At 67.7% G+C, this 25,770-nt stretch carries 23 protein-coding genes; 11 read left to right on the forward strand and 12 right to left on the reverse strand.

Translation table 11 applies throughout. From position 1 onward, the window contains the following. Window positions 1–6: 6 nt before the first annotated feature. A complete protein-coding gene (locus NUV79_RS07120) occupies window positions 7–1,179 on the reverse strand; it encodes a M20 aminoacylase family protein (RefSeq protein WP_257732378.1) in 1,173 nt (390 codons plus the stop codon). A 650-nt stretch (window positions 1,180–1,829) separates the two neighbouring features. Between NUV79_RS07120 and NUV79_RS07125 the strand changes: the two genes are divergently transcribed. After that, complete coding sequence (locus tag NUV79_RS07125; protein WP_257732379.1) at window positions 1,830–2,141, forward strand: DUF882 domain-containing protein; 312 nt, start codon at window positions 1,830–1,832, stop codon at window positions 2,139–2,141. 18 nt (window positions 2,142–2,159) lie between these two features. Here NUV79_RS07125 and NUV79_RS07130 read toward each other — a convergent pair whose 3' ends face one another. The 3 genes from NUV79_RS07130 to NUV79_RS07140 form a co-directional block, all read right to left on the reverse strand. Then, window positions 2,160–2,681, reverse strand: coding sequence for a GNAT family N-acetyltransferase (locus tag NUV79_RS07130; protein WP_257732380.1), 522 nt, complete (start codon window positions 2,679–2,681; stop codon window positions 2,160–2,162). Window positions 2,682–2,711: 30 nt separating this feature from the next. Further along, complete coding sequence (locus NUV79_RS07135; protein ID WP_257732381.1) at window positions 2,712–3,695, reverse strand: threonine ammonia-lyase; 984 nt, start codon at window positions 3,693–3,695, stop codon at window positions 2,712–2,714. A 113-nt stretch (window positions 3,696–3,808) separates the two neighbouring features. Next, the gene (locus NUV79_RS07140) at window positions 3,809–5,065 is read right to left on the reverse strand and encodes a peptide ABC transporter permease (RefSeq protein WP_257732382.1); all 1,257 of its coding nucleotides are present in this window, start codon (window positions 5,063–5,065) and stop codon (window positions 3,809–3,811) included. 237 nt (window positions 5,066–5,302) lie between these two features. Here NUV79_RS07140 and NUV79_RS07145 point away from each other — a divergent pair, with 237 nt between their 5' ends. Further along, complete coding sequence (locus NUV79_RS07145) at window positions 5,303–5,818, forward strand: DUF2478 domain-containing protein (RefSeq protein WP_257732383.1); 516 nt, start codon at window positions 5,303–5,305, stop codon at window positions 5,816–5,818. Next, entirely contained in the window at window positions 5,815–6,438 is a 624-nt protein-coding gene (gene mobA, locus NUV79_RS07150; RefSeq protein ID WP_257732384.1) for a molybdenum cofactor guanylyltransferase MobA, read from the forward strand. Before NUV79_RS07145 ends, mobA begins: the two co-directional genes overlap by 4 nt. An 8-nt stretch (window positions 6,439–6,446) precedes the next feature. On the opposite strand, the gene NUV79_RS07155 is transcribed toward mobA, so the two are convergent. The 3 genes from NUV79_RS07155 to NUV79_RS07165 all read right to left on the reverse strand — a co-directional run bounded on the left by NUV79_RS07155 (window position 6,447) and on the right by NUV79_RS07165 (window position 8,325). Further along, a complete protein-coding gene (locus NUV79_RS07155; protein WP_257732385.1) occupies window positions 6,447–6,848 on the reverse strand; it encodes an SRPBCC family protein in 402 nt (133 codons plus the stop codon). A 78-nt stretch (window positions 6,849–6,926) separates the two neighbouring features. Continuing rightward, window positions 6,927–8,042 (reverse strand): Mrp/NBP35 family ATP-binding protein, encoded by a 1,116-nt coding sequence (locus NUV79_RS07160; RefSeq protein WP_257732386.1) that lies wholly within the window; start codon window positions 8,040–8,042, stop codon window positions 6,927–6,929. Window positions 8,043–8,067: 25 nt separating this feature from the next. Next, window positions 8,068–8,325: a sulfurtransferase TusA family protein gene (locus NUV79_RS07165; protein ID WP_308218169.1), complete on the reverse strand. Its 258-nt coding sequence runs from the start codon at window positions 8,323–8,325 to the stop codon at window positions 8,068–8,070. A 152-nt stretch (window positions 8,326–8,477) separates the two neighbouring features. Between NUV79_RS07165 and NUV79_RS07170 the strand changes: the two genes are divergently transcribed. Continuing rightward, the gene (locus NUV79_RS07170) at window positions 8,478–9,719 is read left to right on the forward strand and encodes a molybdopterin molybdotransferase MoeA (protein ID WP_257732387.1); all 1,242 of its coding nucleotides are present in this window, start codon (window positions 8,478–8,480) and stop codon (window positions 9,717–9,719) included. On the opposite strand, the gene NUV79_RS07175 is transcribed toward NUV79_RS07170, so the two are convergent. The 3 genes from NUV79_RS07175 to NUV79_RS07185 form a co-directional block, all read right to left on the reverse strand. After that, window positions 9,716–10,486, reverse strand: a complete 771-nt coding sequence (locus NUV79_RS07175) for a TIGR02186 family protein (RefSeq protein ID WP_257732388.1) — start codon at window positions 10,484–10,486, stop codon at window positions 9,716–9,718. The two genes, NUV79_RS07170 and NUV79_RS07175, sit on opposite strands and share 4 nt — an antisense overlap. Continuing rightward, window positions 10,483–11,412 (reverse strand): sulfite exporter TauE/SafE family protein, encoded by a 930-nt coding sequence (locus NUV79_RS07180; protein WP_257732389.1) that lies wholly within the window; start codon window positions 11,410–11,412, stop codon window positions 10,483–10,485. Before NUV79_RS07180 ends, NUV79_RS07175 begins: the two co-directional genes overlap by 4 nt. A gap of 181 nt (window positions 11,413–11,593) precedes the next feature. Then, complete coding sequence (locus tag NUV79_RS07185) at window positions 11,594–14,944, reverse strand: hypothetical protein (RefSeq protein WP_257732390.1); 3,351 nt, start codon at window positions 14,942–14,944, stop codon at window positions 11,594–11,596. A gap of 355 nt (window positions 14,945–15,299) precedes the next feature. Between NUV79_RS07185 and NUV79_RS07190 the strand changes: the two genes are divergently transcribed. The 4 genes from NUV79_RS07190 to NUV79_RS07205 all read left to right on the forward strand — a co-directional run bounded on the left by NUV79_RS07190 (window position 15,300) and on the right by NUV79_RS07205 (window position 21,332). Next, window positions 15,300–15,758 (forward strand): MerR family transcriptional regulator, encoded by a 459-nt coding sequence (locus NUV79_RS07190; RefSeq protein ID WP_257732391.1) that lies wholly within the window; start codon window positions 15,300–15,302, stop codon window positions 15,756–15,758. Between the two features lie 212 nt (window positions 15,759–15,970). Continuing rightward, window positions 15,971–17,758: an acyl-CoA dehydrogenase C-terminal domain-containing protein gene (locus tag NUV79_RS07195; protein ID WP_257732392.1), complete on the forward strand. Its 1,788-nt coding sequence runs from the start codon at window positions 15,971–15,973 to the stop codon at window positions 17,756–17,758. 140 nt (window positions 17,759–17,898) lie between these two features. Then, the gene (locus NUV79_RS07200; protein ID WP_257732393.1) at window positions 17,899–19,107 is read left to right on the forward strand and encodes an acetyl-CoA C-acetyltransferase; all 1,209 of its coding nucleotides are present in this window, start codon (window positions 17,899–17,901) and stop codon (window positions 19,105–19,107) included. A 23-nt stretch (window positions 19,108–19,130) separates the two neighbouring features. Further along, a complete protein-coding gene (locus NUV79_RS07205) occupies window positions 19,131–21,332 on the forward strand; it encodes a 3-hydroxyacyl-CoA dehydrogenase NAD-binding domain-containing protein (RefSeq protein WP_257732394.1) in 2,202 nt (733 codons plus the stop codon). 110 nt (window positions 21,333–21,442) lie between these two features. Here the strand turns inward: NUV79_RS07205 and NUV79_RS07210 are convergent, their stop codons facing one another. Then, window positions 21,443–22,345 (reverse strand): LysR family transcriptional regulator, encoded by a 903-nt coding sequence (locus tag NUV79_RS07210; RefSeq protein ID WP_257732395.1) that lies wholly within the window; start codon window positions 22,343–22,345, stop codon window positions 21,443–21,445. A 115-nt stretch (window positions 22,346–22,460) separates the two neighbouring features. Between NUV79_RS07210 and NUV79_RS07215 the strand changes: the two genes are divergently transcribed. The 3 genes from NUV79_RS07215 to NUV79_RS07225 all read left to right on the forward strand — a co-directional run bounded on the left by NUV79_RS07215 (window position 22,461) and on the right by NUV79_RS07225 (window position 24,234). Then, window positions 22,461–23,234 carry an SDR family oxidoreductase gene (locus NUV79_RS07215; RefSeq protein WP_257732396.1) on the forward strand — a complete coding sequence of 258 codons (774 nt, stop codon included), beginning with the start codon at window positions 22,461–22,463 and terminating at the stop codon, window positions 23,232–23,234. Window positions 23,235–23,385: 151 nt separating this feature from the next. Continuing rightward, window positions 23,386–23,880, forward strand: a complete 495-nt coding sequence (locus NUV79_RS07220) for a peptide deformylase (RefSeq protein WP_257732397.1) — start codon at window positions 23,386–23,388, stop codon at window positions 23,878–23,880. 87 nt (window positions 23,881–23,967) lie between these two features. Continuing rightward, complete coding sequence (locus tag NUV79_RS07225) at window positions 23,968–24,234, forward strand: hypothetical protein (RefSeq protein WP_257732398.1); 267 nt, start codon at window positions 23,968–23,970, stop codon at window positions 24,232–24,234. An 80-nt stretch (window positions 24,235–24,314) separates the two neighbouring features. On the opposite strand, the gene aptA is transcribed toward NUV79_RS07225, so the two are convergent. After that, window positions 24,315–25,655 carry an omega-aminotransferase AptA gene (aptA, locus tag NUV79_RS07230; RefSeq protein WP_257732399.1) on the reverse strand — a complete coding sequence of 447 codons (1,341 nt, stop codon included), beginning with the start codon at window positions 25,653–25,655 and terminating at the stop codon, window positions 24,315–24,317. Window positions 25,656–25,770: the final 115 nt, after the last annotated feature.

Raw genomic sequence — 25,770 nt, forward strand, 5'->3', positions numbered from 1 at the left:
GAGCCGTCAGCCGCGCTGCGGCATGGCGATCTCGATGAGGCTCGCCCAGTAGTTCACGCCCACCGGGATCGCCGCATCGTTGAACTCGTAGGCCGGGTTGTGCAGGCCGGCCGAGTCGCCATTGCCGATATTGATGAAGGCGCCGGGGCGCTCCTCCAGCATGTAGGAGAAGTCTTCCGAGCCCATGGTCGGCGGCACTTCGGTGTTGATCGCGTCCGAGCCGAAGGCCTCCTTCGTCACGCTGGTGGCGAAATCGGTCTGGCCGGCATGGTTGAAGGTCACCGGGTAGCCGCGGCGATAGTTGAGCTGGTACTTCATGCCGAAGGCCTTCATCACGCCCTCGACGATCTCGGCGATGCGCTTCTCGGCGAGGTCGCGGGTTTCCGGCGTCAGCGTGCGGATCGAGCCCTTGATCTCCGCGGTCTGCGGAATGACGTTGAAGGCCTCGCCGGCATTGAGCGCGGTCACCGAGACGACGATCGAGTCGAGCGGGTCGGCATTACGCGAAGAGACTGTCTGCAGCGCCGAGACGAGCGCGCAGGAGGCGACGATCGGGTCGTTGACGCGATGCGGCGCGGCCGCATGGCCGCCGAGGCCCTCGATCTTGATGTGGAGCTGGTCGGCCGCGGCCATCGCGGGACCCTTGCGGATTTCGAACTTGCCGACGGGCACGCCCGGCTTGTTGTGCATGCCGTAGACTTCCTGGATGCCGAAGCGGGTGATCAGCCCGTCGTCGATCATCGCCTTGGCGCCGGCGCCGCCTTCTTCGGCCGGCTGGAAGATCAGCACGGCGGTGCCGTCGAAATCGCGGGTCTCGCTCAGGTACTTGGCGGCGCCGAGCAGCATGGCGGTGTGGCCGTCATGGCCGCAGGCATGCATCTTGCCGGGCACGGTCGAGCGGTGCGGCAGATTGGTCTCCTCGTGGATCGGCAGCGCGTCCATGTCGGCGCGCATGGCGATGACCCGGCCGGAATCCTGGCCCTTGCCCTTGATGACGCCGACCACACCGGTCTGGCCCACGCCGGTGGCGACTTCGTCGACGCCCCATTCCCGGAGCTTGTCGGCGACGAGGCCGGCGGTCCGGTGAACGTCGTACATCAGCTCGGGGTGGCGATGGATGTCGCGGCGGATCGCGGTGATTTCCGGGGTGAGCGCCGCGATGATGTCGGTCTTGGGCATCGTATCCTCTGAGATGGCATGGGGCGACCGCGCAGAAAGCGGGTGCCGTCGCGCAGGCTAGCCCAGCCTCGCACCGCCTGTCCAAGCCGGTGGCGCGCAGGGGATGGGCCTTGGCGGAATGGCCGGGCCTTTCCACCGGGTCATCCCGTGCGCGCCGCGGCATGAAATGCCGCTGCGCAGACACGGGACCGTCTCCCGTAGAGGCGCTTTCTCAGGGCGCATGAGCAGAGGCACCTTCTCGTCGCGCGGTCCCGTGTCTGCGCAGCAGCGCTTCACGCTGCAGTGCGCACGGGATGACAGCTCCCTTTCTCGGTGCCACTCCAGATCGCCGGTCAGGGTTCATCGGTGGATTGACCAAGAGCCATGAACGATCTGGGTAACGGTAGTGAAATAATCTCGAAAGGACGTAGCCATGATTTGGCCTTGCTTGACGATTAGCGGAGGCGGCATCCGCTCGGGCCATCGAGATTATCTGGCCTGATCCTTTCAATTCCCCCTTACATGTTTGGTAGATGATGCGTCGCTTGTCGTTGCTTGCGTTACTGTGTGGTTTCTTGCCTGCGGCCGCCCTGGCTGATGTTACGCCCGAGAAAGTTTCCTTTCAGCCGCAGGTCAAAGGCCTGGGCTGCCTCAAGCCCGAGACGAAGGCGATGATCGCCGAGCTCGTCGCGAAGATCGGCCCGATCCAGATCACTTCGACCTGCGGCGGCCGTCATGCCCGCCACTCACAGCACTATAGCGGCCGGGCGATCGATTTCCGGCCGATGGCGACCTCGTCGCGCAAAGCAGCCGCCGCCGCACGCGCGATCGACAATGTCGGCGGCGTCGGCACCTACTCCAACGGGCTGGTTCATGCCGATGTCGGCGAGCGCGAGCTGTCCTGGTACGGCCACAAGCGCAGCCGTTACGCTTCCGCCAGCAAGCGCAGCCGCTATGCCCGGCTCGCCCGCAATAGCAACTGACGAAGCCTGCTACGCCCTTTAGGGGGACGTGGTCGTGAGCCTGTGCCGATAGACCAGATCGTTCGGGTCCGGTCTGTCGGCCACCAGGTCTCGCGCCGCGCCGAGCCGCTCGGCCACGGCGGCCGAACCTGTATTGTTCGGCGCGATATAGCTGACCAGCTCGGGAACTCCGAGCGTCTGCGCGGCCCAACTCCGCAGGGCGATGGCGGCCTCGGTGGCATAGCCCTGTCCCTCGTGGCCCTCATAGAGCAGCCAGCCCAGCTCCTTCTCCGGAAAGAGCGGGCCATGGCTGATGCCGACCTGTCCGATGCAGATGCCGTCCGCGCGCCGGTCGATCATTAGCCCGCCATGGCCGTACAGGCTCCAGCAGGCGATGTCGTGGCAGAACAGGCCCCAGGCCTGCCGCTTTGACAACGGCCCGCCCAGCCCGGCGGCACGCGGCGAGGCCAGGAAGGCGGCATAGGCGGGAAAATCCGCCTCCGCCATCGGGCGCAGCACGAGGCGCTGCGTCTGCAACGTCGGGATCGGACGGTTGGTCATGGCAGGTTCCGGAAAGGCGTTCGGGCCGGTTCAGACGCCGAAGCTCTTGCGCCAGCCCTCGATATCCTCAAGCGCGACATTCGAACCGCAGAGCACGAGGCAAACCCTCTCGTCGGACCGGAAGCTGTCCTTGCGCGCCAGAGCGGCTGCGACCACGCAGGCGGCAGCCGGCTCCAGCAGAACCCGCCCGTTCTGAAGCACCCAGACCAGCTCGCGGACGGTGTCCGCATCGGGCACCACGACGATCTCCTCGAGGAATTGCCGCGCCGCCGCCATGGTGCGTTTCGTCGCGAAGGGCGCGCCGAGCGTGCGGGCGATCGAGGTCGGGCGGATTGAAACGGGTTCCCCAGCGGCCAGCGCCTGGGTCATCGTCGTGGCGCCCTCGGTCTCGACGCCGTGCAGGCGCACCGCCGGGTCGAGGCCCTTGAGGGCGGTGCCGACGCCGGCCGAGAAACCACCGCCGCCGATCGAGATGAAGACATGGTCGAGCCGCCCGCCGGCATCCGCCGCCAGTTCGAGGCCGAGCGTGCCATGGCCGGCGATGATCGCGGGGTCGTCATAGGAATGGACATGGGTCATGCCCCGCGCGGCGTAGTCTTCGGCCTTTGCGAAGGCTGCGAGTGAATCCTCGCAGAGCTCGACCTGCCCGCCCGCTTCTTCCGTCAGGCGGATGTTGAGGGCCGGCGTCGCCTTCGGCATCAGCACCAGTGCCCGCGTGCCGACGGCTCGCGCGACCAGCGACACGGCGATGGCATGATTGCCGCCCGAGACGGTGACGACACCGCGTGCCAGCTCGGCTTCGCTGAGCCCCATCAGCTTGTTGTAGCAGCCGCGGACCTTGAACGAGCCGCCGAGTTGCAGGCTCTCGACCTTTACCCAGGTCTCGACGCCGAGCCGCGCGGACAACCCCGCGCTGTAATAGGTCGGCGTGCGGCGGACCTTGCCGGCGATGCGCGCCGCGGCGGCCTGGACGTCGGCGAGAGTGACGTCGAATGCGGTGACGTCGAAGGTCATGGCGCTCTGGTCCTTTGCCGCGGCGATTCCGGTTCGGCGGCACGAGAGCGCGGCGGATGCCCAGCCGTCAAGCGTCGGCCAGTCGCATTCGACATTGCAGCTGAAACCTGCCGTCAGGGAGCGGCAGGCGGGCCCGCCTTGGGGCGCGTATGATTGACCGGGCGCGTCGGCAGGGGGACGGCGGGGCGGTCGGTGCGGTATTGGCCGCGCGCGATGGCGCCGAAGAGCAGCATCACGGCTGTCAGCGTCATCAGCCACCACGGCAGGAGCGGCGCGAAGCCGAAGACGCTGAGCGCGAAGGCGGTGGTGAAGGCTGCGACGCCGCCCGCCGCCAAGGCACCGGTCATGCGGCCGGCGGCGCGGATCGCGAAATAGAGGCAGGCTGCGGCGGCCGCGGCGCCGACCAGCCCGAGCTCATACCAGGTCTCGAACAGCAGGGTCGCGGGAGCAGGCTGCGGCAAGGTGCCGTTCATCTGCCCGCGCACGACGGTATCGAGCCCATGCCCGGTGATCAGCTCGATCGGCGACTGACGGATCACGTCGGCCCAGATCGAGAGCATCTGCGCGAAGTCGTCGGCGCTGTCGGGCAGGATCGAGACCAGCGGCGCCAGCAGAAAGGGCAGGATCGGCGCGAACAGCATCAGCCCGGCGACGATCGCGGCGATGATCTGCGTCGCGCGCTCACGGTTGGCGGTAACGGCGCCGAAGGCGACCGCGCCGAAGATCATCGCCAGCGTTTCGCCGTCCTCGAAGCGGGTCAGCGCCAGCAGCGTTACGACAAGCGCCAAGCCCAGCGCGCTCAGGCCGCGCTCGCGCGACAGCAGCCAGGCCAGCGCCGGCCAGGCCATGATCAGGATGATCGAGACGCCGCGCTCGACGGCGCCGGGCGGCGTCTCGGCATGGCGCAGCGCCGCAACCGCGATCAGCCCGAGCGCGAAGATGCCGGCGCTGCCGGTGCCGAGCGCGACGAGGTTGAGGTTCGAGGAGCGCATCCGCTCGGGCAGGGCGGAGAGGCCGACGAAGCCGAGCACCGCTGCCAGCATGAGATTGCCGGCCTTTTCGGCGGCGGCGGCCGGGAACGGGCTCCAGACCAGCGAGAGGAAGGCCCAGGCGATCAGGCCGATCAGGATCAGGCCGGGGCGGCTGACCAGAAGCTCCCGGAGCGTGCCGACGAACTTGCGGGGCTCCTCGACCAGGGTCGCGATGATCAGCAGGGCGACGCCGATCGGCACCAGCACCACGGCGGCGCGGCGCGAGACCAGCGCGGCCAGCGGCAGGACGAGCGCCAGCGTGCCGAAGCCGATGCGTCGCAGCAGGAGCGCGGCGTCGGTGGCCGGATCGAGCGGGGCTTGGGCGTTGTTGCGGATCATGCGTTCCGGCGGGGTCCTGACAGCCTCTCGGCCTGCCCGGCCGCCCGGGATGAGCCGCTGCCACCCTAGCGGGCGCGAGCGCCCTCGACTGTAGGTGCGGCGCAACACTGGAAGCCTGTTTTGATATCGTCAGATCGGTAGCGCGGAGCAGGATGATCTTCCGCCGGCCTTTGATTGCTCCCGGTGGTGCGACGCCGGGCCTCTGGCGAAGCGGCGGTGTTCGTGAGAGAAACCGGCATGACCATGCTGGCGGCCATCCCCTTTGCGAGCGGTTTTCCGATCGATGCCTTCATGCACGGGCTCGTCGACAGTCTGAAGCGGCAGGGCCTGCGCCTTGGCGGCGTCGTCCAGCACAATGATGCGACCTGCGACGACCGCTGCATGGCGATGTCGCTGGAGGATGTCGCGAGCGGCCGGCGTTTCCCCATTAGCCAGGATCTTGGCGCAGGCGCTTCGGGCTGCCATCTCGATGCAGCCGGGCTCGCCGCCGCCGCCGTCGCCTTCTCCGATGCATTGGCCGGCCGCGTCGATCTCGTCATCGTCAATCGCTTCGGGAAGCAGGAAGCGGCGGGCGAGGGTTTGCGCCAGGAGATCGCCGGAGCGCTGCTCGCGGGCCTGCCTCTGCTCATCGCCGTGCGCAGCGATTTTCTGCCGGCCTGGCGGGCATTCGCCGGTGACGACTGGCTCGAATTGCCTGTCGATGAGGCGGTGGTGGAACGCTGGGTGCAGGCCGCAACGCGCGTCGCAGCTTGAGCCTCGTGGCGAAGGCGTCGACCATCGGCCTGATCCTCGCGGGCGGCCTCGCCCGGCGCATGGCCGGTGGCGACAAGGCGCTGAAACCGCTCGCCGGCCGGCCGATCCTCGCCCATGTCATCGATCGCCTGCGCGGCCAGTGCGACGATCTCCTGCTCAATGCCAACGGCGATCCGGCGCGGCTTGCCGATTTCGGCCTGCCGGTCGTCGCCGATACGGTGCCCGATTTTGCAGGGCCTCTCGCCGGCATATTGGCCGGGCTCGACTGGATCGCTGCGCATCGGCCGCAAACCGAGTGGCTGCTCAGCGCCGCCGCCGATACGCCCTTCATTCCCGGCGATCTCGCCGCGCGCCTGCATCAGGCGAGGGCCGCTGCCGGCACGCCGCTGGCCTGCGCCGTTTCGGGCGGGCAGCAGCATCATGCCATCGGCCTCTGGCCGGTCGTGTTGCGGGAGGATTTACGCGAGGCGCTCGTTGCAGGAGAGCGCAGGCTCGGCCGTTGGACGCAAGGGCATGGCGTCGCCCAAGCGGAATGGCCGGCCGAGCCGATCGATCCCTTCTTCAACGTCAATACGCCGGAGGACTTGGCCGAAGCTGAGCGGCTGGCGGCAGGTCTCTGACGGGCGGCTCACCCCTCCAGCAGCGCCTTCAGTGCCGCGAGGTCACGGCTGACCATCGCCGCGTCCCGCGCCATTTCGTCGTCGGACATGCCCTCGCGCTGGAACAGCGTGAACACGATTTCGGCCCCGTCGCCATTAGCGACGACGCGCATCGGGTTATGCATCGCGGGCCCGTGCTCGGGGATGACGGCATGGTCGAGCACGCCATGGTTGTTCGGCTCGCTGAACAGGATGCGCATCGGGCCCATCGGCGTCTCGGCGCGCCAGGTCATGCCCTCGACCGGCACGAAGCTATGGCCGAGGCCTTCGGCCCAGCGCGGGAAATTCGCGGGCTCGGCGAGGAAGGCATAGACCTCCTCCACCGGCCGGTCGATGCCGACCCCGATATGGCGGGCGCGATGAACGGCCATGATTTTTGTCCTTCTGTATAGAACAAAAGAAGAACAAATAGACTTGTCTGTCAAGTAGCCGAAGGCATTCGGCGCAGGCTACTCGATGACGATGCGCGGCGCCGCCCGAACCGCACCGCCGAGGCTGGCCTGCACCTGCCGCGCCAGCGCGACATAGGCCTTGGCATGGGCGCTCGACGGGTCGCTCGCGACGATCGGCCGGCCGCCGTCGGAGGTTTCGCGGATCGGCATCGCCAGTGGGATTTCGCCGAGGAAGGGGATGGAAAGCCGCTCGGCCTCGTGCCGGGCGCCGCCATGGGCGAAGATGTCGGAGCGATGGCCGCAGGCCGGGCAGGTGAAATAGCTCATGTTCTCGACGAGGCCGAGGATCGGCACCGCGACCTTCCTGAACATCGCGACGCCGCGGCGCGCGTCGAGCAAGGCGAGGTCCTGCGGCGTCGAGACGATGACGGCGCCGGCGAGCGGCACCTGCTGGGCCATGGTGAGCTGGGCGTCGCCGGTGCCGGGCGGCATGTCGACGACGAGCACGTCGAGATCGCCCCAGGCGACCTCGCGCAGCATCTGGGTGATCGCCGAGATCACCATCGGCCCGCGCCAGATCATCGGCGTCTCCTCGTCGACGAGGAAGCCGATCGACATCACCTTGAGGCCATAGGCCTCCATCGGCGCCAGCGTCCGGCCCGAGACGATCTGGGGCTTGCCGGTAATGCCGAAGATCTTCGGCATGGACGGCCCATAGATGTCGGAATCGAGCACGCCGACCTTGAGGCCGAGCGTCGAGAGCGCCACGGCGAGATTGGCTGCGGTCGTCGACTTGCCGACGCCGCCCTTGCCGCTGGCGACCGCGATGATCTGCTTCACGCCCGGCACGCCGGCCGGCCGGGGCGGGCCGCCCGGTCCGGGGCGCTGCGCCTGCTGGCGCGCCTGCATCCCGGCCGAGGGGCCAGCCTTGTCGGCGGTCAGCCCGACGAGAACCTGCGTCACGCCGGGCAGGCCGCCGACGGCGCTTTCGGCCGCCTTGCGCACCGGCTCCATTGCAGCAGCCTCGGTCGCGTCGATGCCGATGGCGAAGATCACCTTGCCGCCATCGACGAGGATGTCGCCGATGCGGCCGGAGGCGGCGAGCGATTGTCCGCTCGCCGGCAGCTTCACCAGTTCGAGGGCCCGCAGGACATCGGCTTGGGAGACGGTCACGTCATTGGACTCCGTTGGCTCGCGGCTAGGCCGCCTTGCGGATATGGAAGACGAGGGCGCCGTCCGCATCCCCCTGCCGCTCGATGATGTCGCCGGTTTCGCGCACGAGGTTCGGCAGGTCGATCGCCGCCATCGGGTCGGTGCATTCCACGACGAGGAGCGTGCCGGCCCGCGCGGCGATCAGCGATTTGCGGACGCGCAGCACCGGAAGCGGGCATTTCAGGCCGCGCAGGTCGAGCTGGATCGCATCGGGGGGCGTGCCCGTCGGGGCCATCGTCGTCATGCTGCTTCATAGGACGGCTGTTCGGCGGCGGGCAACCGCCGCCGTGCCGCAGGGCGCTTGACCCCGCTGGCCGCGCCGCCGATGAAGAAGCGATCGATCGGGAGGAAGCGGGCGGCGATGCGCTCAGGCGGCCGAAGCAGGCGGGAACCGTGATGGCGCGGCTGGGTGATGGCCGGGGCGATTCCGGGCTCGTCACGCTCGACGAGGCGGCTGCCGATGCGGTCTCGCGCGTGCATCCTGTCGCCGGCACCGTTAAGCTCTCGCTCGCCGAGGCTGACGGCCATGTGCTGGCCGATGCGGTGATCGCGCCGCTCGGCCTCCCGCCCTTCGCCAATTCCGCGGTGGATGGTTATGCCGTCCGCTGCGCCGATCTCGCGCCCGGCGCGGCGACCAGCCTGCCGGTGCTGGGCCGGACGATGGCCGGAGAGGCCCCCGCGAGCTTGGGGCGCGGTGCCTGGCGCATCTTCACTGGCGCCCCGGTTCCCAAGGGCGCCGATACCATCGTGATGCAGGAGGATGTTGTCGCGAGCGACGACATGGTCACCCTGCCGGCCGGAATCAAGCGCGGGGCCAATCTGCGGCTGGCAGGCGAGGATGTCGCGCACGGGCAGGAGGTGCTGCCGGCAGGCCGGCGCCTGCTTCCTCGGGATCTCGGGTTGCTCGCGGCGCTGGGGCTGGCCGATGTCACGGTACGTCGCCGCCCGCGCGTCGCGCTGTTTTCCACCGGTGATGAGCTCACCGAGCCGGGACAGCCGCTCGGTTCCGGCGCGATCTATGACGCCAACCGGGCGATGCTGCGGGCCATGCTGGCGCGTGCCGGAGCCGAGGTCGTCGATCTCGGCATCCTGCGCGACGAGGCGATGGGTCTCGAGCAACGGCTGCGCGAGGCGGCAGCCGGTTGCGATCTCGTCATCACCTCCGGCGGCGTCTCGGTTGGCGAGGCCGATCATGTCAGGGATGCGGTCCTGGCCTGCGGTGCGCTCGACCTCTGGCGTGTCGCGATCAAGCCGGGCAAGCCGATCGCGATCGGCAATGTCGCGGGAACACCTTTCGTCGGGCTGCCCGGCAATCCGGTCGCGGTCTTCGTCGGCTTCGCCTTCGTCGCGCGCTCTTTGCTCGCCCGCCTGGCCGGCGAAGCCTATGCTCCACCGCGGCCATGGCCGGTCAGGTTGGGCTTCGCGCATGTCAGGAAGCCGGGTCGTCGCGAATTCCTGCGCGTTTCGCTCGAGCAGGGCGCCGATGGCATCGTCGTCGCGCGCAAGCATCCCGGCGAGGGCGCGGGCTCGCTGGCCTCCCTCGCGCAATCCGATGGGCTCGTCGTGCTGGCCGAGGAGGTCGCGCAAGTCGAGGCGGGCGATTTCGCGCCGTTCCTGCCCTATGCGGAGCTTCTCTAGTCGCGCCGGAAGATCACGCTCGCGCTCCAGCCGAGGAAGAGGGCCAGCAGCACCGTGGCGAGGCCGTACAGGATGGGCCAGTCATAGGCTCCCGATGCCAGCCGCTGTTCGATGCCGGTCTTGACCACTTCGAAATTGGTCTGTTGCCGCGCCAGTGGCACGCCGCCGGAATAGAGCACGATATCGACGGTGTAGGCGCCGGTCGGCGCCGTCGCGGGGATGTCGACCGGCGCGCTGAACAGCGCGCTCGACAGGAAGGTGACGCCGCGCTCCTCGTAGCCGTAGAGGTCCTTGGCCTGCATGATCCTGACGAGGCTTTCGCGGAAGCGCCGCGCGCCGGGATCGAGATCGACCCAGCTGCCGGACGGCCGCTCGGCATTGGCGAGGCCGATGCGGTCGCGCTGGGCCGTCTCGTTGGACATCATCTCCGCGATCGGCCGGTTGCTGGCGACGTGCAGGAAGACTGGGTTGTCGGGAAAACGACGCTGCGTCCGGTTGATCCAGATCGGCCCGAGCCGCTCCTTCTCGCGCACCAGCAGCATCCGCCGGGGGCCGCGCACCGTGACGATGATATCGTAGGGGTCGCCGCGCGCGACCGTACGGCCGTCGCGCTCGACCAGTCCGAAGACCGTGAGCTGGCTGCCGGTATAGTTCGAGGTGATCTGGATCTGATGGCTCGACATCGCCGCGATCAGAGTCTCGGCGCGGACCGCGCTGGCCGTGAGCCCGATCGTGAATGCGGTGAGGAGTGCGGCGAGCCATTTCATCGCGCGCTCTCCGGCACGACGACCGAGAAGGGCTCGCTCGGCGGGATGAAGAGCTCGATGGCGAAGCGCAGGCCGACCGACAGGATCAGCAGCGCCAGCAGCAGGCGGAAGGATTCGACATTGAGGTTGCGCGCCGCGCGCCCGCCGAACTGCGCGCCGATCACGCCGCCGACCAGCAGCAGCACGGCCAGCACGATATCGACCGACTGGTTGGTGACGGCGTGCAGCACGGTCGCGCCGGTCATCGTCACGAGGATCTGGAACAGCGAGGTGCCGACCACGACCGCCGGTGGAATCCGGAAGAAATAGATCAGGCCGGGCACGAGGATGAAGCCGCCGCCGACGCCGAGCACCGCCCCGATGAAGCCGATGACGATGGCGAGGAACGCGATCGGCAGCACGCTGCAATAGAGCCCGGAACGGTAGAAGCGCTGGCGGAAGGGCAGGCCCATCCACCAGGGATGCATGCCGCCGCGCCGCTTCAGGCGCGCGGGCTTGCCGGCTCGGACGCGCAGCATCGCGCGCAGCGCGTCGTAGAGCATCAGCCCGCCGATGATCGAGAACAGCGTGACATAGGACAGCGTGATGACCAGCTCGAGCTGGCCGAGCCGGCGCATCGTGTTGAAGAACAGCACGCCGAGCACGGTGCCGAGGATGCCGCCGCTGACGAGCACGCCGCCGAGCTTGAGGTCGAGCGCCTTGCGCCGGAGATAGGTCAGCACGCCGGTCATCGAGGAGCCCGCGACCTGCGCCGCGACGGTCGCGACGGCAACGGCCGGCGGGATGTCGAGGAAGATCAGCAGTGGCGTCAGCAGGAAGCCGCCGCCGACGCCGAACAGGCCGGAGATGAAGCCCACCGCGCCACTCAGGCCGAGAACCATCAGCACGCTGATCGGCAGCTCGGCGATTGGCAGGTAGATCTGCACGCTGTCCCCTCGCAAGCGGCGCATGGGCTTTTTGCATGCGCTGGATTGACCCCAGACTAGGCTGTCCGGGTTAAGACAAGGTCTTGAAATGGAAAGACGGGCCGTTTCCGGCCCGTCCTAGGAAACGATCGTTCTTAGTCTCGCGTCAACACGTCGAAAGCATGACGTTGCGCGATGCGGCTCAGGATCGGGACGGCTTTGCCGGCTTGGCCACCGCCGCGGTGGGCTGGGAATCCCAGCCCTTGGCCGGCGGAGCAACTTCGTTGGCGGCAGCGTCGAGCGTCCGGGGCTTCCAGCCCGACGCCAGCCCCTTGGCCGCGGTGAGCTCCTCGGGCTTCATGCGCTGGGCCACCTCGTCGCGCTTGCGGCCGGCATCCTCGTCGCCCTGGGCCGCCGCGACCGAGAACCAGACAAAGGACTGGGCAAGATCGGTCGGCGCGCCGAGGCCGCGCCCGAGCAGCACGGCCAGATTGTACTGGCTGTCACGGACGCCGAGTTCGGCGGCGCGGCGGAACCATTCCGCCGCCATGGCATAGTCCGGCTTGCCGGCGATGCCCTCGGCATGCAGCACGGCGAGGTTGTGCATCGCCTTGGCGTTGCCGCGCTCGGCGGCGCGCTGGTACCAGACCCGCGCAAGCGACAGGTCGCGTTGCGTGCCGATGCCCTTCTCGAACATGTTCCCGACGCGGAACTGGGCGGGCGCGAGCCCGGCGACCGCCGCGCGTTCGAACAGGCGCAGCGCGAGCTTGGCGTCGCGCTGGTTGGCCGGGCCGTCGGCCGCCTTGCTCGCAAGTTCGTAGACCGCGCGCGCGTCTCCATCCTGGGCTGCCTTGCGCAGTCCGGCGCTGCCGAACCCCGCCGGCAGGTCGCCGATTCCGGTCACGGCCTGAGCCTGCTCGGGAGGAGCCGCTGCAGGGGCGGCTTCGGGCGCGACTGGCGCCGCGGGAGCAGCCGATGCAGTGACGGAGCGCTCGGGCGCGGCATTGCTGGCCGCCGGCTGGGCCGGGGCCTCCTGTGGGGCGGCAGGCAGCGCCGAGGACTGGTCCTTGGCGGGGTCCTGGGCCGGAGCGGCAGGCGCTTCCGGCTGGATGGCCGGCGGCGCGATCAGGCTGCGGGCTTCGCTATTGGCGGTCTTGTCGCCATCGCCGCGCAGCGAATTCGTCACGAGATGCGCCGTGCCCATGGCGAGGATCAGCGCGGCAAGGCCGAGCAAGAGCGGGCGCTTGCGCTTCTCCAGGATCTCCTTGAGGCGGCCGGGGCTCTTGGTCGACGGCTCGGCGGCGGGCGCAGGCGCGGAAGCGGCCGCCTCGCTGGCGGCCTTGGCGGAACGCCGCGCGGCGGCGATCAGGCTCTGGCGCACCGATTGCGGGTCCTGGCCCGCAGCGGCGGCGGCTTCGGGACGCGGGCGCCCGGAGCCGGGCTCGAGCGGCATGTCGAAGGCGGTGCTGGCCGCCGGCAGGGCCGGCTCGGTGCGGACGGGCTCGCTTGCCGGCGCGGCAAAACGGTCCTGCGCGGCGGCGCCGACCGAAAGGCTTGCGCCGTCACGCCTGGGAGCAGGGGCCGGCTTGGCCTGGACGAGGGAGTCGTCGCCGCGCATCGCGGCGGCGAGCGTACCTGCCGGCGGACGCCGCTCGCCGTGCAGTTCGGCTTCGAGGCTCGCGAGCCGCGACATGATCGTCTCGAGCGAGCCGTGGACGGCGCCAAGCGCATCGCGGGTCTGGCGATCGGACGAGGCGTGGGTGTCGTGCAGCCCGGTGACCAGGCTCGACAGTTCGGCAATGCCCTTTCCGGGCGCCGCGGTGCTCGCCGCCTGAACCAGCGCGGCCCGTTCGGCGGCGGTCTCCTCGCGCATCGAGCGCAGGTGCACGACGAGGTCCTGCAGCGTGCGCTCCATGCCGTTCTCGGCGGAGCGGGTGGCGGACGCTTCGTCCAGGCGGCTGGCGATGCCGGAAATCTGCCGTTCGAGCGCATCGAAGGATTCGGCGTTGGCGCCGGGCGCGCCGGCCTCGTCGATCTTCTCGGCGAGATGCTTCAGCATCTGCTCGATCGGGTTGAGGTCGACCGGGGCCGCGCCATCGCCGACCATCCGGGTCAGCTGGCTCGAAGCGGCGAGGCTCTCGATCCGGCCGGAGAGCGCCTCGATCTGGCGGGTGACGGCGGAGGGGCCCTGCTCGGCCAGCGTCTCGATCCGGTGCTGCAGCGAGTCGATACGGCTGGCGAGGTAGTCGCTCTGGCGCTGGGACGCCGCTTCGTCGAGCTTCTGCGAGGCGATCGCGTCGAACTTGTGCGAGAGGGCGTCGATCTGGGTGCCCAGCGAGGTCAGCAGGCCGGCGCCGGGAATCTCGCCGCGCTGCGACAGCACGGCGCCGCGCACGTCGTCGATCGCGCTCGCCAGGCTGCGCAACTCGCTCATGTCGGGCTGGACGTCGCGCAGCCGCCCGATCTCGAAACCGAGCGTGGCGACCTGCTCGGAGAGGTTCTCCAGCTTGTGGTCCTGCCCGCCGGCACCGAGGAGGTCCCTCAGTTCGGCGATGTCGCGTCGGACCGGGTCGAGATTGGCGACCTGCCCGCCGCGGGTGGCCAGCGCATCGACCTTGGCAGCGAGATGCGCGATCTCGAGCTGGAAGCGCTGGTAGCTCTCGCCGGCGCGGTCCTGCGACAGTCGCGACACTTCGGCCTCGATCCGGGTGAGCGGCTTGAGCAGGGGTTCGAACTGGTCCCGCCGGTCGAGCCTGTCGAGACGCTCGGCCAGCAGGCCGATCTTGGCCTCGATGGCGCTGGTGTCGACGCGCACCGGGGCAGCCGGTCGCTGCGATTGAGCCGGACGACGGCCTTCGTAGGAGAGGCGCGAGCCGATCTCGCGCAGGTCCTCGCGCAAGGCCGAGATGCGTTCGGGCGCGACCGCAGATGGGCGGGCGGCCACGGCCTCTTCGGTGTCGAGAAAACGCTGGCGCGTGCGGATATCGGTGACGGCGGCGGCAAGCCCCTCGCGGCTGAAGGCGAGGCGGGGCGCCTGCTCGACGCGGGGCTGCTGGGCTTCGAGGCTACGGCGCTCGATCTCGGCGATGCGCTCGCCCATCGTCTTGATGGCGTCGGCGATGACGTTGGTAGCGCGCTCCTGCCGTTCGGCCGAGCCGCGCTCGCTCGACGACATGCGGTCTTCGGTCTTCTCGATCCAGCGGGTGATCGAATCCAGCGCGCCGGCGGTCCGGGCATTGGCTTCGCGGGTCATGCTTTCGAGGGCGGCGGCCTGGCCGACGAGGCTGTCGATCGCCTCGCGCGACGGGGCCGGCTCCGGCTGCCGCGGCGCCGTGTCCATCCGGCCCTGCGACAGGCGCGCCAGCCGCTCCGACAAGGCGGCGATGTCGAGCTGTTCCGGCGGCGTCGGGGCAAGGGCTTCCTCGCTCTCGTCGCGGATCTTGTGGTCGAGCCATTCGCCCAGCGTCATGCCGGCCCGGCGGGCAGCCGCCTTTGCCGCATCGCGCGTCCGGGGATCGACGCCCTTCACGCTCCAGGGCAAGCTGTTGGCCATGATCTCGCTCGCCTAAGGGGACCTTGTCTGCGGCAGGCGAGGCCCCCTGGTGCCGTCGCCTTCCGCGCGAACCTTGGCAGATCGTGAAATTACCGTTGACGAAGCCACGACGCCGATGCGCGTTCCCGACATTTGGCTGGCATGGTAAACAGCAGGTTAATAACCGGGGTTCCGATCGTTAATTTTTCCCGAATGACCCATGGGAAGGCGCCTTTCCGGGGCATGTAACGGTAACTTACCCCGGGCCTGCGACGTATTACCTGACGCAGCGAGAGCTCCCACCCTATCACTGGGCCATCGATCGATGCCGCCAGAAGGTCGGCGATTCGATCCAATCGCAAGGATTGCAGCTTTCATGTCACGCCAAAGCTTGGCTATGGCGGGTTCCTCGATTCATGAAACCCGCGCCGCCGCCGACTCTGCCGACGCCGAACAGACCGGCGATTTCACCATCAGCGACCTCGCCCGCGATTTCGGCGTGACGCTGCGCACGCTGCGCTTCTACGAATCGCGGGGTCTGATCGCCCCGAGCCGTTCCGGCATGACGCGCATCTATTCGGCGCGCGACCGGGCTCGTCTCGCCCTGATCCTCAAAGGCAAGCAGCTGGGTTTTACGCTTGTCGAGATCCGCGCCATGCTCGCCAATGAGGACAAGAAGGGTTCGTCCGGGGATGCCGCCGCATCCGTCGGCGGCCTGCAACTCAGCCGCGAGCAGATCGTCGAGCAGCTCGAGTTGCTGCGCAGCCAGCGCGCCGAGATCGAAGGCGCGATCGCCGAGCTGGAGACCTCGCTCTCACGCATGCCGAAGGCCTGAGCGGGTCTTTCCAGCGCAGGCCAAGGGCGACATCCCCAAAGCCCCGGCTTTCGCCGGGGCTTTTTTATGCGCGGCGCAGCGCACCTCCCCGTCGCATGCCCGACAAAATCGTATCGTCACAGTTGCAACTTCATCCAGATTGTTTATATATGAACTATCTTGATGCGGCGACAGGAATCAAGCGCCGCCTTTGCGACGAGAGGGAGGATCAGATGCCGGTCTACAAGGCACCCGTCGATGACACGCTTTTCCTGCTCAACGACGTCTTCAACATCGAGCGCTACAACAACCTGCCGGGCTTCGCCGACGCGTCTTCGGACGTGATCGAGGCCGTGCTCGGCGAGGGCGCGAAGCTCTGCGAGGAAGTCCTCCAGCCGATCAATTATTCCGGTGATCAGGAAGGCTGCACGCGCCATGCGGATGGCCGTGTCACCACGCCGAAGGGTTTCAAGGAAGCCTATGAGGCCTATGCCGGCGGCGGCTGGATCGGCCTTGCCATGGACCCTGAATACGGCGGTCAGGGCCTGCCCTACACGCTCGGCGCCGTGATGAACGAATATGCCTCGGCCGCGAACATGGCCTTCGCGATGTATCCGGGCCTGACCATGGGCGCGATCGCCGCGCTCTATGTCCACGGTTCCGACGAGATCAAGCGTACCTATCTGCCGAAGATGATCGACGGCACCTGGTCGGGCACCATGAACCTGACCGAGCCGCATTGCGGCACCGATCTCGGCCTGCTCAAGACCAAGGCCGTGCCGAACGGCGACGGTTCCTATGCCATCTCCGGCACCAAGATCTTCATCTCGGCCGGCGAGCAGGACATCACCGGGAACATCATCCATCTCGTGCTTGCTCGCATCGAGGGCGCGCCGGCTGGCGTGAAGGGCATCTCGCTCTTCGTCGTGCCGCGCAACAAGCTGGGCGCGGACGGCTCGGTCGGTGCCAATAACGGCGTCTCCTGCGGCTCGATCGAGCACAAGATGGGCATCCACGGCAATTCGACCTGCGTCATGAACTACGACGGCGCCCAGGGCTGGCTGGTCGGGGCCGAGAACAAGGGCCTCAACGCCATGTTCGTGATGATGAACGAGGCCCGCCTCGGCGTCGCGATCCAGGGCCTGGCCCAGTCCGAGGTCGCCTATCAGAACGCCGTCGCCTACGCGAAGGAGCGCCTGCAGGGCCGTGCGCTGACCGGCGCCAAGGAAGCCTCCAAGCCGGCCGATCCGATCATCGTCCACCCCGACGTGCGCCGCACGCTGATGTCGATCAAGGCCTTCAACGAGGCAGCCCGCGCCTTCGTGCTCTGGAACGCGCTGAAGTCCGACATCGCCCATCGCTCCGGCGACGCGGCCGAGCGTCAGGCGGCCGACGACCAGCTCGGCCTGATGACCCCGGTGCTCAAGGGCGTGCTCACCGATGTCGGCTTCGACAACGCCGTGAAGGCGCAGCAGATGTTCGGTGGCCACGGCTACATCGCCGAGACCGGCGTCGAGCAGTTCGTCCGCGATGCCCGCATCGCCATGATCTACGAAGGCGCCAATGGCGTGCAGGCGATGGACCTCGTCGGCCGCAAGCTCGGCCGCGACGGCGGCCGCGGCATCATGGCCTTCTTCAACGAGGTCGGCACCTTCCTGAAGGAGAATGCCGAGGACGAGGCGCTGAAGCCGCTGCTCGGGCCTTTGCAGGTTTCGCTGGGCCATCTCCAGCAGGCGGCGATGTGGTTCATGAACAATGCGCTCGCCAAGCCCGACAACGCCGGCGCCGGCGCCAGCGAATTCATGCATCTGCTCGGCCTCGTCTCGCTCGGCTACATGTGGGTGAAGATGGCCAAGGCCGCGCAGGAGAAGCTCAAGGCCGGCGCCGACGAGCGGATGAGCGCCAAGCTGGTCACCGCCCGCTTCTTCATGGAGCGCACCTTGCCGGAGACCGCCGCCCATCTGGCGCGGATCACCTCCGGCGCCGACACCACCATGGCGCTGAGCGCCGAACAGTTCTGATCGAACGACAATCATGCCCGGGCCTGGCCCGGGCAGCCCTTGATGAGTTCGCTGGATAGGAAGATGGTCGGGCCAAGCCGACCACGACGTCCGGCAGGAAAACAAGCCGCCGGGTCGCGGCAGGCCAGGGAGATCCCTCGATGGCAGACGCATTCATCTACGATCACGTCCGGACGCCGCGCGGCAAGGGCAAGGCTGACGGTTCGCTTCACGAAGTCACCGCGATCGAGCTCGGCACCCAGGCCCTGCGCGCGATCAAGGACCGAAACGATCTCGATCCGCTCCTCGTCGAGGACGTGGTGATGGGCTGCGTCGATCCGGTCGGCGAGGCCGGCGCCGATATCGCCCGCACCGTCGCGCTCAAGGCCGGCTACGGCAAGGAAGTGCCGGGCGTCCAGATCAACCGCTTCTGCGCCTCGGGCCTCGATGCGGTGAACCTTGCCGCGGCGCAGGTCATGTCCGGTCAGAAGGAGATGGCGATCGGCGGCGGCGTCGAGTCGATGTCCCGCGTCGGCATGGGCGCCTCGGGCTTCGGCATCGCGGTCGATCCCAGCGTCGCCATCGACACCTATTTCATGCCGCAGGGCGTCGCGGCCGACCTGATCGCGACCAAATACGGCTTCTCGCGCGACGATGTCGACGCCTTCGCCGTGCGCTCGCACCAGCGCGCCGCCAAGGCCTGGGCCGAAGGCCGCTTCAAGAGCTCGGTGATCCCCGTTACCGACGTCAACGGCCTCGTCATCCTCGACCGCGACGAGACGATCCGCCCCGGCACCGACATGCAGGCGCTGGCTTCGCTCAAGGCTTCCTTCGTCCAGATGGGCGAGATGGGCGGCTTCGATGCTGTCGCGACTGCGGCGCATCCCGATGTCGAGTTCGTCAATCACGTCCACCATGCCGGCAATTCGTCGGGCATCGTCGATGGCGCGGCTGCCGTGCTGGTCGGTTCGAAGAAGGCCGGCAAGGCTGCGGGCCTGAAGCCCCGCGCCCGCATCAAGGCCTTCGCCACGGTCGGCTCCGACCTTGCGCTGATGCTGACCGGCCCGGTCGACGTCACCGAGCGCGTGCTGAAGAAGGCCGGCATGTCCGTCAAGGACATCGACCTGTTCGAGCTGAACGAGGCCTTCTCCTCGGTCGTGCTGCGCTACCAGCAGGCGCTCGACATCGATGACGCCATACTGAACGTGAACGGCGGCGCCATCGCCATGGGCCATCCGCTCGGAGCGACCGGCGCGATGGTGCTCGGCACCGTGCTCGACGAGCTGGAGCGGCAGGACAAGCAGACCGCGCTGGTGACGCTCTGCGTCGCCGTCGGCATGGGCGTCGCCACCATCATCGAGCGCGTCTGAGCTGAAGCGTAGGGAGAGAGAACATGAACCTCACCAATTTCCGCTTCGAGACCGACGCCGACGGCATCGCCGTCGCGACCTGGGACATGCCGGGCCGCTCGATGAACGTCATCACCCCCGAGGTGATGGAAGAGCTCAACCAGATCGTCGACAAGGTCGCGGGCGATGAAGCCATCAAGGGCTGCGTCATCACCTCCGGCAAGGAGAGCTTCTCCGGCGGCGCCGACCTCACCATGCTCCAGGGCCTGCGCGACCTCTATGTGAAGCTCGCCAGGGAGAAGGGCGAGGCGGTCGCGATGCAGACCTTCTTCGACGAGAGCCGCAAGCTCTCGCTGCTCTATCGCAAGCTCGAGACCTGCGGGAAACCCTTCGCCGCGACGATCAACGGCGTCTGCCTCGGCGGCGCCTTCGAGCTCGCGCTCTCCTGCCAGTACCGCGTCGTCTCGGACGATGCCTCGACCCGCGTCGGCCTGCCCGAGATCAAGGTCGGGCTCTTCCCCGGCGCCGGCGGCACCCAGCGCGTGGCGCGCCTGATGCAGACCGGTGACGCGCTCCAGATGATGTTCAAGGGCGAGCAGGTGAAGGCGCTGCCGGCCCGCAATTCCGGCCTCGTCCATGCCGTCGCGCCGCGCGCCGACATCGTCCAGAATGCCAAGGACTGGCTCAAGGCCAACCCGCAGGCGACGCAGCCCTGGGACCAGAAGGGCTTCAAGCTGCCCTCCAACAAGGTGCATTCGCCGGCCGGCATGCAGATCTGGCCGCCGGCCAACGCGATCTACCGCCGCGAGACCAACGACAATTACCCGGCCGCGCGCGCCATCCTCTGCGCGGTCCATGAGGGCTTGCAGCTGCCGATCGATCTCGGCCTCAAGGTCGAGAGCCGCTACTTCGCCAAGATTCTCAGGACGAAGGAGGCGGCCTCGATGATCCGCTCGCTCTTCGTCTCGATGCAGGAACTGAACAAGGGCGCCCGCCGCCCGGCCGACGTGCCGCCCTCCAAGCTCAAGAAGGTCGGCGTCATCGGCGCGGGCTTCATGGGCGCCGGCATCGCCTATGTCACCGCCAATGCCGGCCTGGAGGTCGTGCTGGTCGACAAGGACCTCGAGGCGGCCGAGAAGGGCAAGGCCTATTCCCACAAGCTGGTTTCCGACCAGATCATGAAAGGCCGCGCCAAGACCGCCGACCGCGACGCGCTGCTCGGCCGCATCAAGGCCTCGGCCGATTATGCGGATCTCAAGGGCTGCGACCTGATCGTCGAAGCCGTGTTCGAGGACCCGAAGGTCAAGGCCGAGGTCATCGCCAAGGTCGAGGCCGTGGTCGGCCCGCGCACGATCTTCGGTTCCAACACCTCGACGCTGCCGATCACCGGCCTAGCCCAGACCAGCCAGCGGCCGAAGAACTTCATCGGCATCCATTTCTTCTCGCCGGTCGAGAAGATGCTGCTGGTCGAGGTCATCATGGCCAAGAAGACCGGCAAGAAGGCGCTCGCCATGGCGCTGGACTTCGTCCGTGCCATCAAGAAGACGCCGATCGTCGTCAACGACACCCGCGGCTTCTACGCCAATCGCTGCGTCGGCAACTATATCCGCGAAGGCCATCTGATGCTGATGGAGGGCGTGCCCCCGGCGATGATCGAGGCCGCGGGCAAGCAGGCCGGCATGCCGGTCGGCCCGCTCTCGCTCAATGACGAGGTCGCGGTCGATCTCGCCTACAAGGTGCTGAAGGCGACCAAGGCCCAGCTCGGCGACGGTGCGGTCGATCCGGCGCAGGAGAAGCTGCTCGCCGACATGGTCGAGAAGCATGGCCGCCTTGGCCGCAAGAACAAGAAGGGCTTCTACGACTATCCGGAAGCCGGGCCGAAGCGCCTCTGGCCGGGCCTCGTCGATCTCGTCGGCAAGCGGCTCGATCCCGAGAGCGTTGACATGGAGGAGCTGAAGCACCGCCTCCTGGTGACGCAGGCGCTGGAAGCCGCCAAGACCTATGAGGAAGGCGTCGTCACCGATCCGCGCGAGGCCGATGTCGGCTCGATCATCGGCTTCGGTTTCGCGCCTTACTCGGGCGGCACGCTCTCCTATATCGACAACATGGGCGCGGCCGCCTTCGTGAAGCTCTGCGAGAAGCTGGCCAAGGCCCATGGCGAGCGCTTCAAGCCGAACCGCCTCCTGAAGCGGATGGCCAAGACCGGCGAGAGCTTCTACGGCACGGCCGAGAAGAAGGCGGCCTGAGCCAGAGCATTTTCGAGCGAAGTGGATACCGGTTCGCGTGAAGAAAATGCGATAAAACAAAAGTCTGGAGCACTGACGCGTTTCGGAGAAACGTGGCAGTGCCCCAGGGCTCAGTTCGCCAGCCGCGTGCGCAGCAGCGCCACGAGCCAGTCCGCGAAGACCTGCAGCCGGCGTGACAGGTGCCGGCGGTGGGGATAGAGCAATGTCATCGGCATCGGCGCGGCCCGGTGCCGGGACATGACCTCGACGAGATCGCCCGCAGCGAGATGCTCGGCCACGTCATAGGCCGGGATCTGGATCAGGCCGAGCCCGGCGAGGCAGCAGGCGATATAGGCTTCGGCGCTGTTGGCGGTGACGCGGCCCGGCAGGACGCGGCCGTGAAGCGCGCCATCCTCCAGCCATTCCCAGGGCTCGATCCGCCCCGTCGTCGGCGAGGCGTAGTTGACGGCCCTGTGCCCATCGAGTTCGCCGGGATGCGCGGGCGTGCCATGCGCATCGAGATAGCCGGGACTGGCGACATTGATCAGCGGCAATTCTCCGACCGAGCGCGCGATCAGACCTGAATCGCTCAGGGGGCCAACGCGCAGCACACAGTCGATGCCGTCCTCGATCAGGTTGCTCGCCCGGTCGGTGACGCTGAGCTCGATATCGATCTCGGGATATCGCGCCAGAAAATCGGATAGGGCCGGCGCGATGATCAGGCGTCCGATCCGACCGGGTACGTCGATCCTGAGCCGCCCGGCCGGCCTTGCGGCGCTATGGCGGAACAGCGCCTCGGTTTCCTCGACATCGGCGACAAGCCTCGCGCAATGCTCATAGAAGGCCGCGCCGTCCGGTGTCGCCGAGACGCGCCGCGTCGTGCGCTGGAGCAGCCTTGTTCCGATCCGCTGTTCCAACGCTGCGACCGCGGCAGAGACCGAGGACCGCGGCAGCCCGAGTGCCTTGGCGGCCTGGGTGAAGCTCTCGCATTCGACGACGCGGGCATAGATGCGGAAAAGGTCGATGCGGTCCAAATCGGCACCCTGATTGTTCGTGATTTCTGACCAGTGATGTCCTGATTGAAATCTTTATAGCCAATTTCAGGACGATATCTTGTGGCCATCGATTGCAAGCGAACAGGAGCATGCGATGGCCGATCACGGCATCAAGGGTAAGACGGTTCTGATCGCCGGTGGCGCCAAGAATCTCGGTGGCCTGCTGGCGAAGGACCTGGCGGCGCAGGGCGCGAAGGCCGTCACTATCCATTACAACAGCGCTCCGGCCAAGGCCGAGGCTGAGAAGACATTGGCCGCGATCAAGGCGGCAGGCGCGCAAGCCTATGCCTTCCAGGCCGACCTGACCTCGGCTGCCGCCATGGAGAAGCTCTTCACCGAGGCCAAGGCGGCGATGGGCTCGATCGACATTGCCGTGAACACGGTGGGCAAGGTCTTGAAGAAGCCGATGGTCGAGATCAGCGAGGCCGAGTTCGACGAGATGAGCGCGGTCAACTCCAAGACGGCGTTCTTCTTCCTCAAGGAGGCCGGTAAACAGGTGAACGACAACGGCAAGGTCTGCACGCTGGTGACCTCGCTGCTTGGCGCCTTCACGCCCTTCTATGCGAGCTATGCCGGCACCAAGGCACCGGTCGAGCACTATACCCGCGCGGCCTCCAAGGAATTCGGCGCACGCGGCATCTCGGTCACCGCGATCGGCCCCGGTCCGATGGACACGCCGTTCTTCTATCCGGCCGAGGGCGCCGACGCGGTCGCTTATCACAAGACGGCCGCCGCGCTCTCGCCCTTCTCGAAGACCGGGCTGACCGATATCGAGGACATCGTGCCCTGGATTCGGTTCCTCGTCTCGGACGGCTGGTGGATGACCGGCCAGACCATCCTCGTGAATGGCGGCTACACCACGAAGTGAGCTTGCTGTCGGATCGGCGACAGGCCTACGGAGTATGTGTCGTCGTTCGATCGAATGATGTGTTCTTCGGCGGCATCGGCAAGCGGTGTGCCGGTGGGGGCCGGTTTCGACGACCGGGAGCGGGGCATGAGCGCAGGGTCGTAACAAGCATATGTCATCAAGGCCGATCCTGAGCTTTCCCGACCCACGCCTGCGCGTGGCGGCTACCCCCGTCACGCGTTTCGATGCCGATCTGCGCGAGCTTGCCGCCGATCTGCTCGACACGATGCGGGAGGCACCCGGTATCGGCATCACCGCGCCGCATGTCGGTGTGTCGCTGCGGCTGGTGGTGCTGGAGCTGGTGCCGGGCAGCGTCCGGACCTACGTGAACCCGGTTCTCGATGGCGTCTCGCGCGAGACCATCCGCCACGTCGAGGGCAGCGTCTCGATGCCCGGCATCACCGATGAGCTGGAGCGCCACGCCCATGTCCGCGTGCGCTATCACGATCTCGACGGGGTGGAGCATGTCGAGGAAGCGAACGGCCTGCTGGCCGTCTGCCATCAGCACGAGATCGACCAGCTCGACGGCATCTTCTGGATCGACCGCCTGTCGCGGCTGAAGCGCGACAGGCTGGTTGCGCGGTACAACAAGCTGCGCCGGGGTTGAGCGCAGGCGAGGTTCGCCTGCCTTCTTTCGGGCGTCGTAGGTTTCGCAGAATCTGTTTCCGTTCGTTCGACGGTGAGGAGCGGGCATATGCACGTGGCGATGGTCATCGGCGGCGGTGTGGTACTGCTCGGCCTGTTCCTGCTCTTCGGCAAGCTGTGGGGTGGGGCCCAGCCGGATTATGGTCTCGCAGCCAAGTTCTTCGTGCTGCTCTGGCTTGCAGTCGCGCTGGTCAACATGTGGGTCGGCGTCACCAAGGCGGGCTATTCCGTGCGTGAGGAACTGCCGATCCTCGTTCTGGTCTTCGCCGTGCCGGCCTTGCTGGCTTTGCTCATCGGCTGGCGCGTCGCGCGCTGACAAATGCGCGAAGGGGCGCCACCCCCGGGCGGGGGCCCTTCTGTCTTCTGCGGCTGGTCACGCGGGCGTTCCTGCCCGAGCTAATTCGCGACCGACCGGATCACCCGGCGCAACTTGCCGATCAACTCGTCGATCTGCGACTCGGTGATGATCAGCGGCGGCGAGAAGGCGATTGTGTCGGCGGCAGTGCGGATCATCAGCCCTTCCTCGTGGAAGGCGCGCTCGATCACCTCGTAGCCGCGCTTGCCGGGGCCTTCCGCGCGCGGGGCGAGGTCGACGGCGCCGACCATGCCGAGCGTGCGGATGTCGACGACGTTGGGCTCGCCCTTCAGGCTCATCACGGCATCGGCCCAGGCGCCTTCCATGGCGCGCGCCCGCTCGAACAGCCCTTCCTCGCGATAGATGTCGAGCGATGCGAGGGCAGCCGCCGCCGCCAGCGGATGCCCCGAATAGGTATAGCCGTGGAACAGCTCGATGACGTTGTCCGGCCCGCCCATGAAGGCGTCGTAGATATGCTTGCGCACGATCACGCCGCCCATCGGCACGGTGCCGGAAGTGACGCCCTTGGCGAAGGTGATCATGTCGGGGATCACGCCGTAGCGCTCGGCGGCGAAGGCGAAGCCGAGGCGCCCGAAGCCGGTGATGACCTCGTCGAAGATCAGCAGGATGCCGTGCTTGTCGCAGATCTCGCGCAGGCGCTTGAGATAGCCCTTCGGCGGCGGCAGCGCGCCGGTCGAACCCGCCATCGGCTCGACGATCACGGCGGCGATGGTCGAGGCGTCGTGCAGCGCGACGATGCGTTCGAGGTCATCGGCGAAATGCGCGCCGTAGTCCGGCTCGCCCTTGCTGAAGGCCTGCTTCTCGCGGTCGTAAGTGTGGGCGAGGTGGTCGACGCCGGTGAGCAGCGAGCCGAAGAACTTGCGGTTGTTCGACATGCCGCCGACCGAGATGCCGCCGAAGCCGACGCCGTGATAGCCGCGCTCGCGGCCGATCAGGCGGGTCTTGGCCGCCTTGCCCGAGACGTTCCAGTAAGCCAGCGCGATCTTGAGCGCCGAATCGGCGGCCTCCGAGCCGGAACCCGCGAAGAAGACATGGTCGAGATCGCCCGGCGCCAGCGCCGCGATCCGGGCCGCGGCGGCGAAGACCTTGGGGTGGCCGTACTGGAAGGACGGGGCGTAGTCGAGGTCGCGTGCCTGCGCCTGGATCGCCTGGATGATCGGCTCGCGGGCATGGCCGGCATTGCAGCACCACAGGCCGGCCGTACCGTCCATGACCGGCTTGTTGTCGGGCGTGTAGTAGAACATGCCCTCGGCGCGGGCGACCATGCGCGGGTTCTTCTTGAACGACCGATTGGCCGTGAACGGCATCCAGTAGGCTTCAAGGTCGTTCGGTGTGCCGATGGTGGACAATGCGGACGTCATTCGAAGGCCCCTGTGGATTAACCTTGGTTAAAGCTAGCAGGAGCGAGCAGCCTGTAAATCGCCATCATGACATCGAATGGCTGCGCCTCGCGGATGACGGCTCGAACTCGCTTGA

The organism is Allobosea sp. 47.2.35 (assembly GCF_024655635.1).
In the GTDB taxonomy this organism is placed as follows: domain Bacteria; phylum Pseudomonadota; class Alphaproteobacteria; order Rhizobiales; family Beijerinckiaceae; genus Allobosea.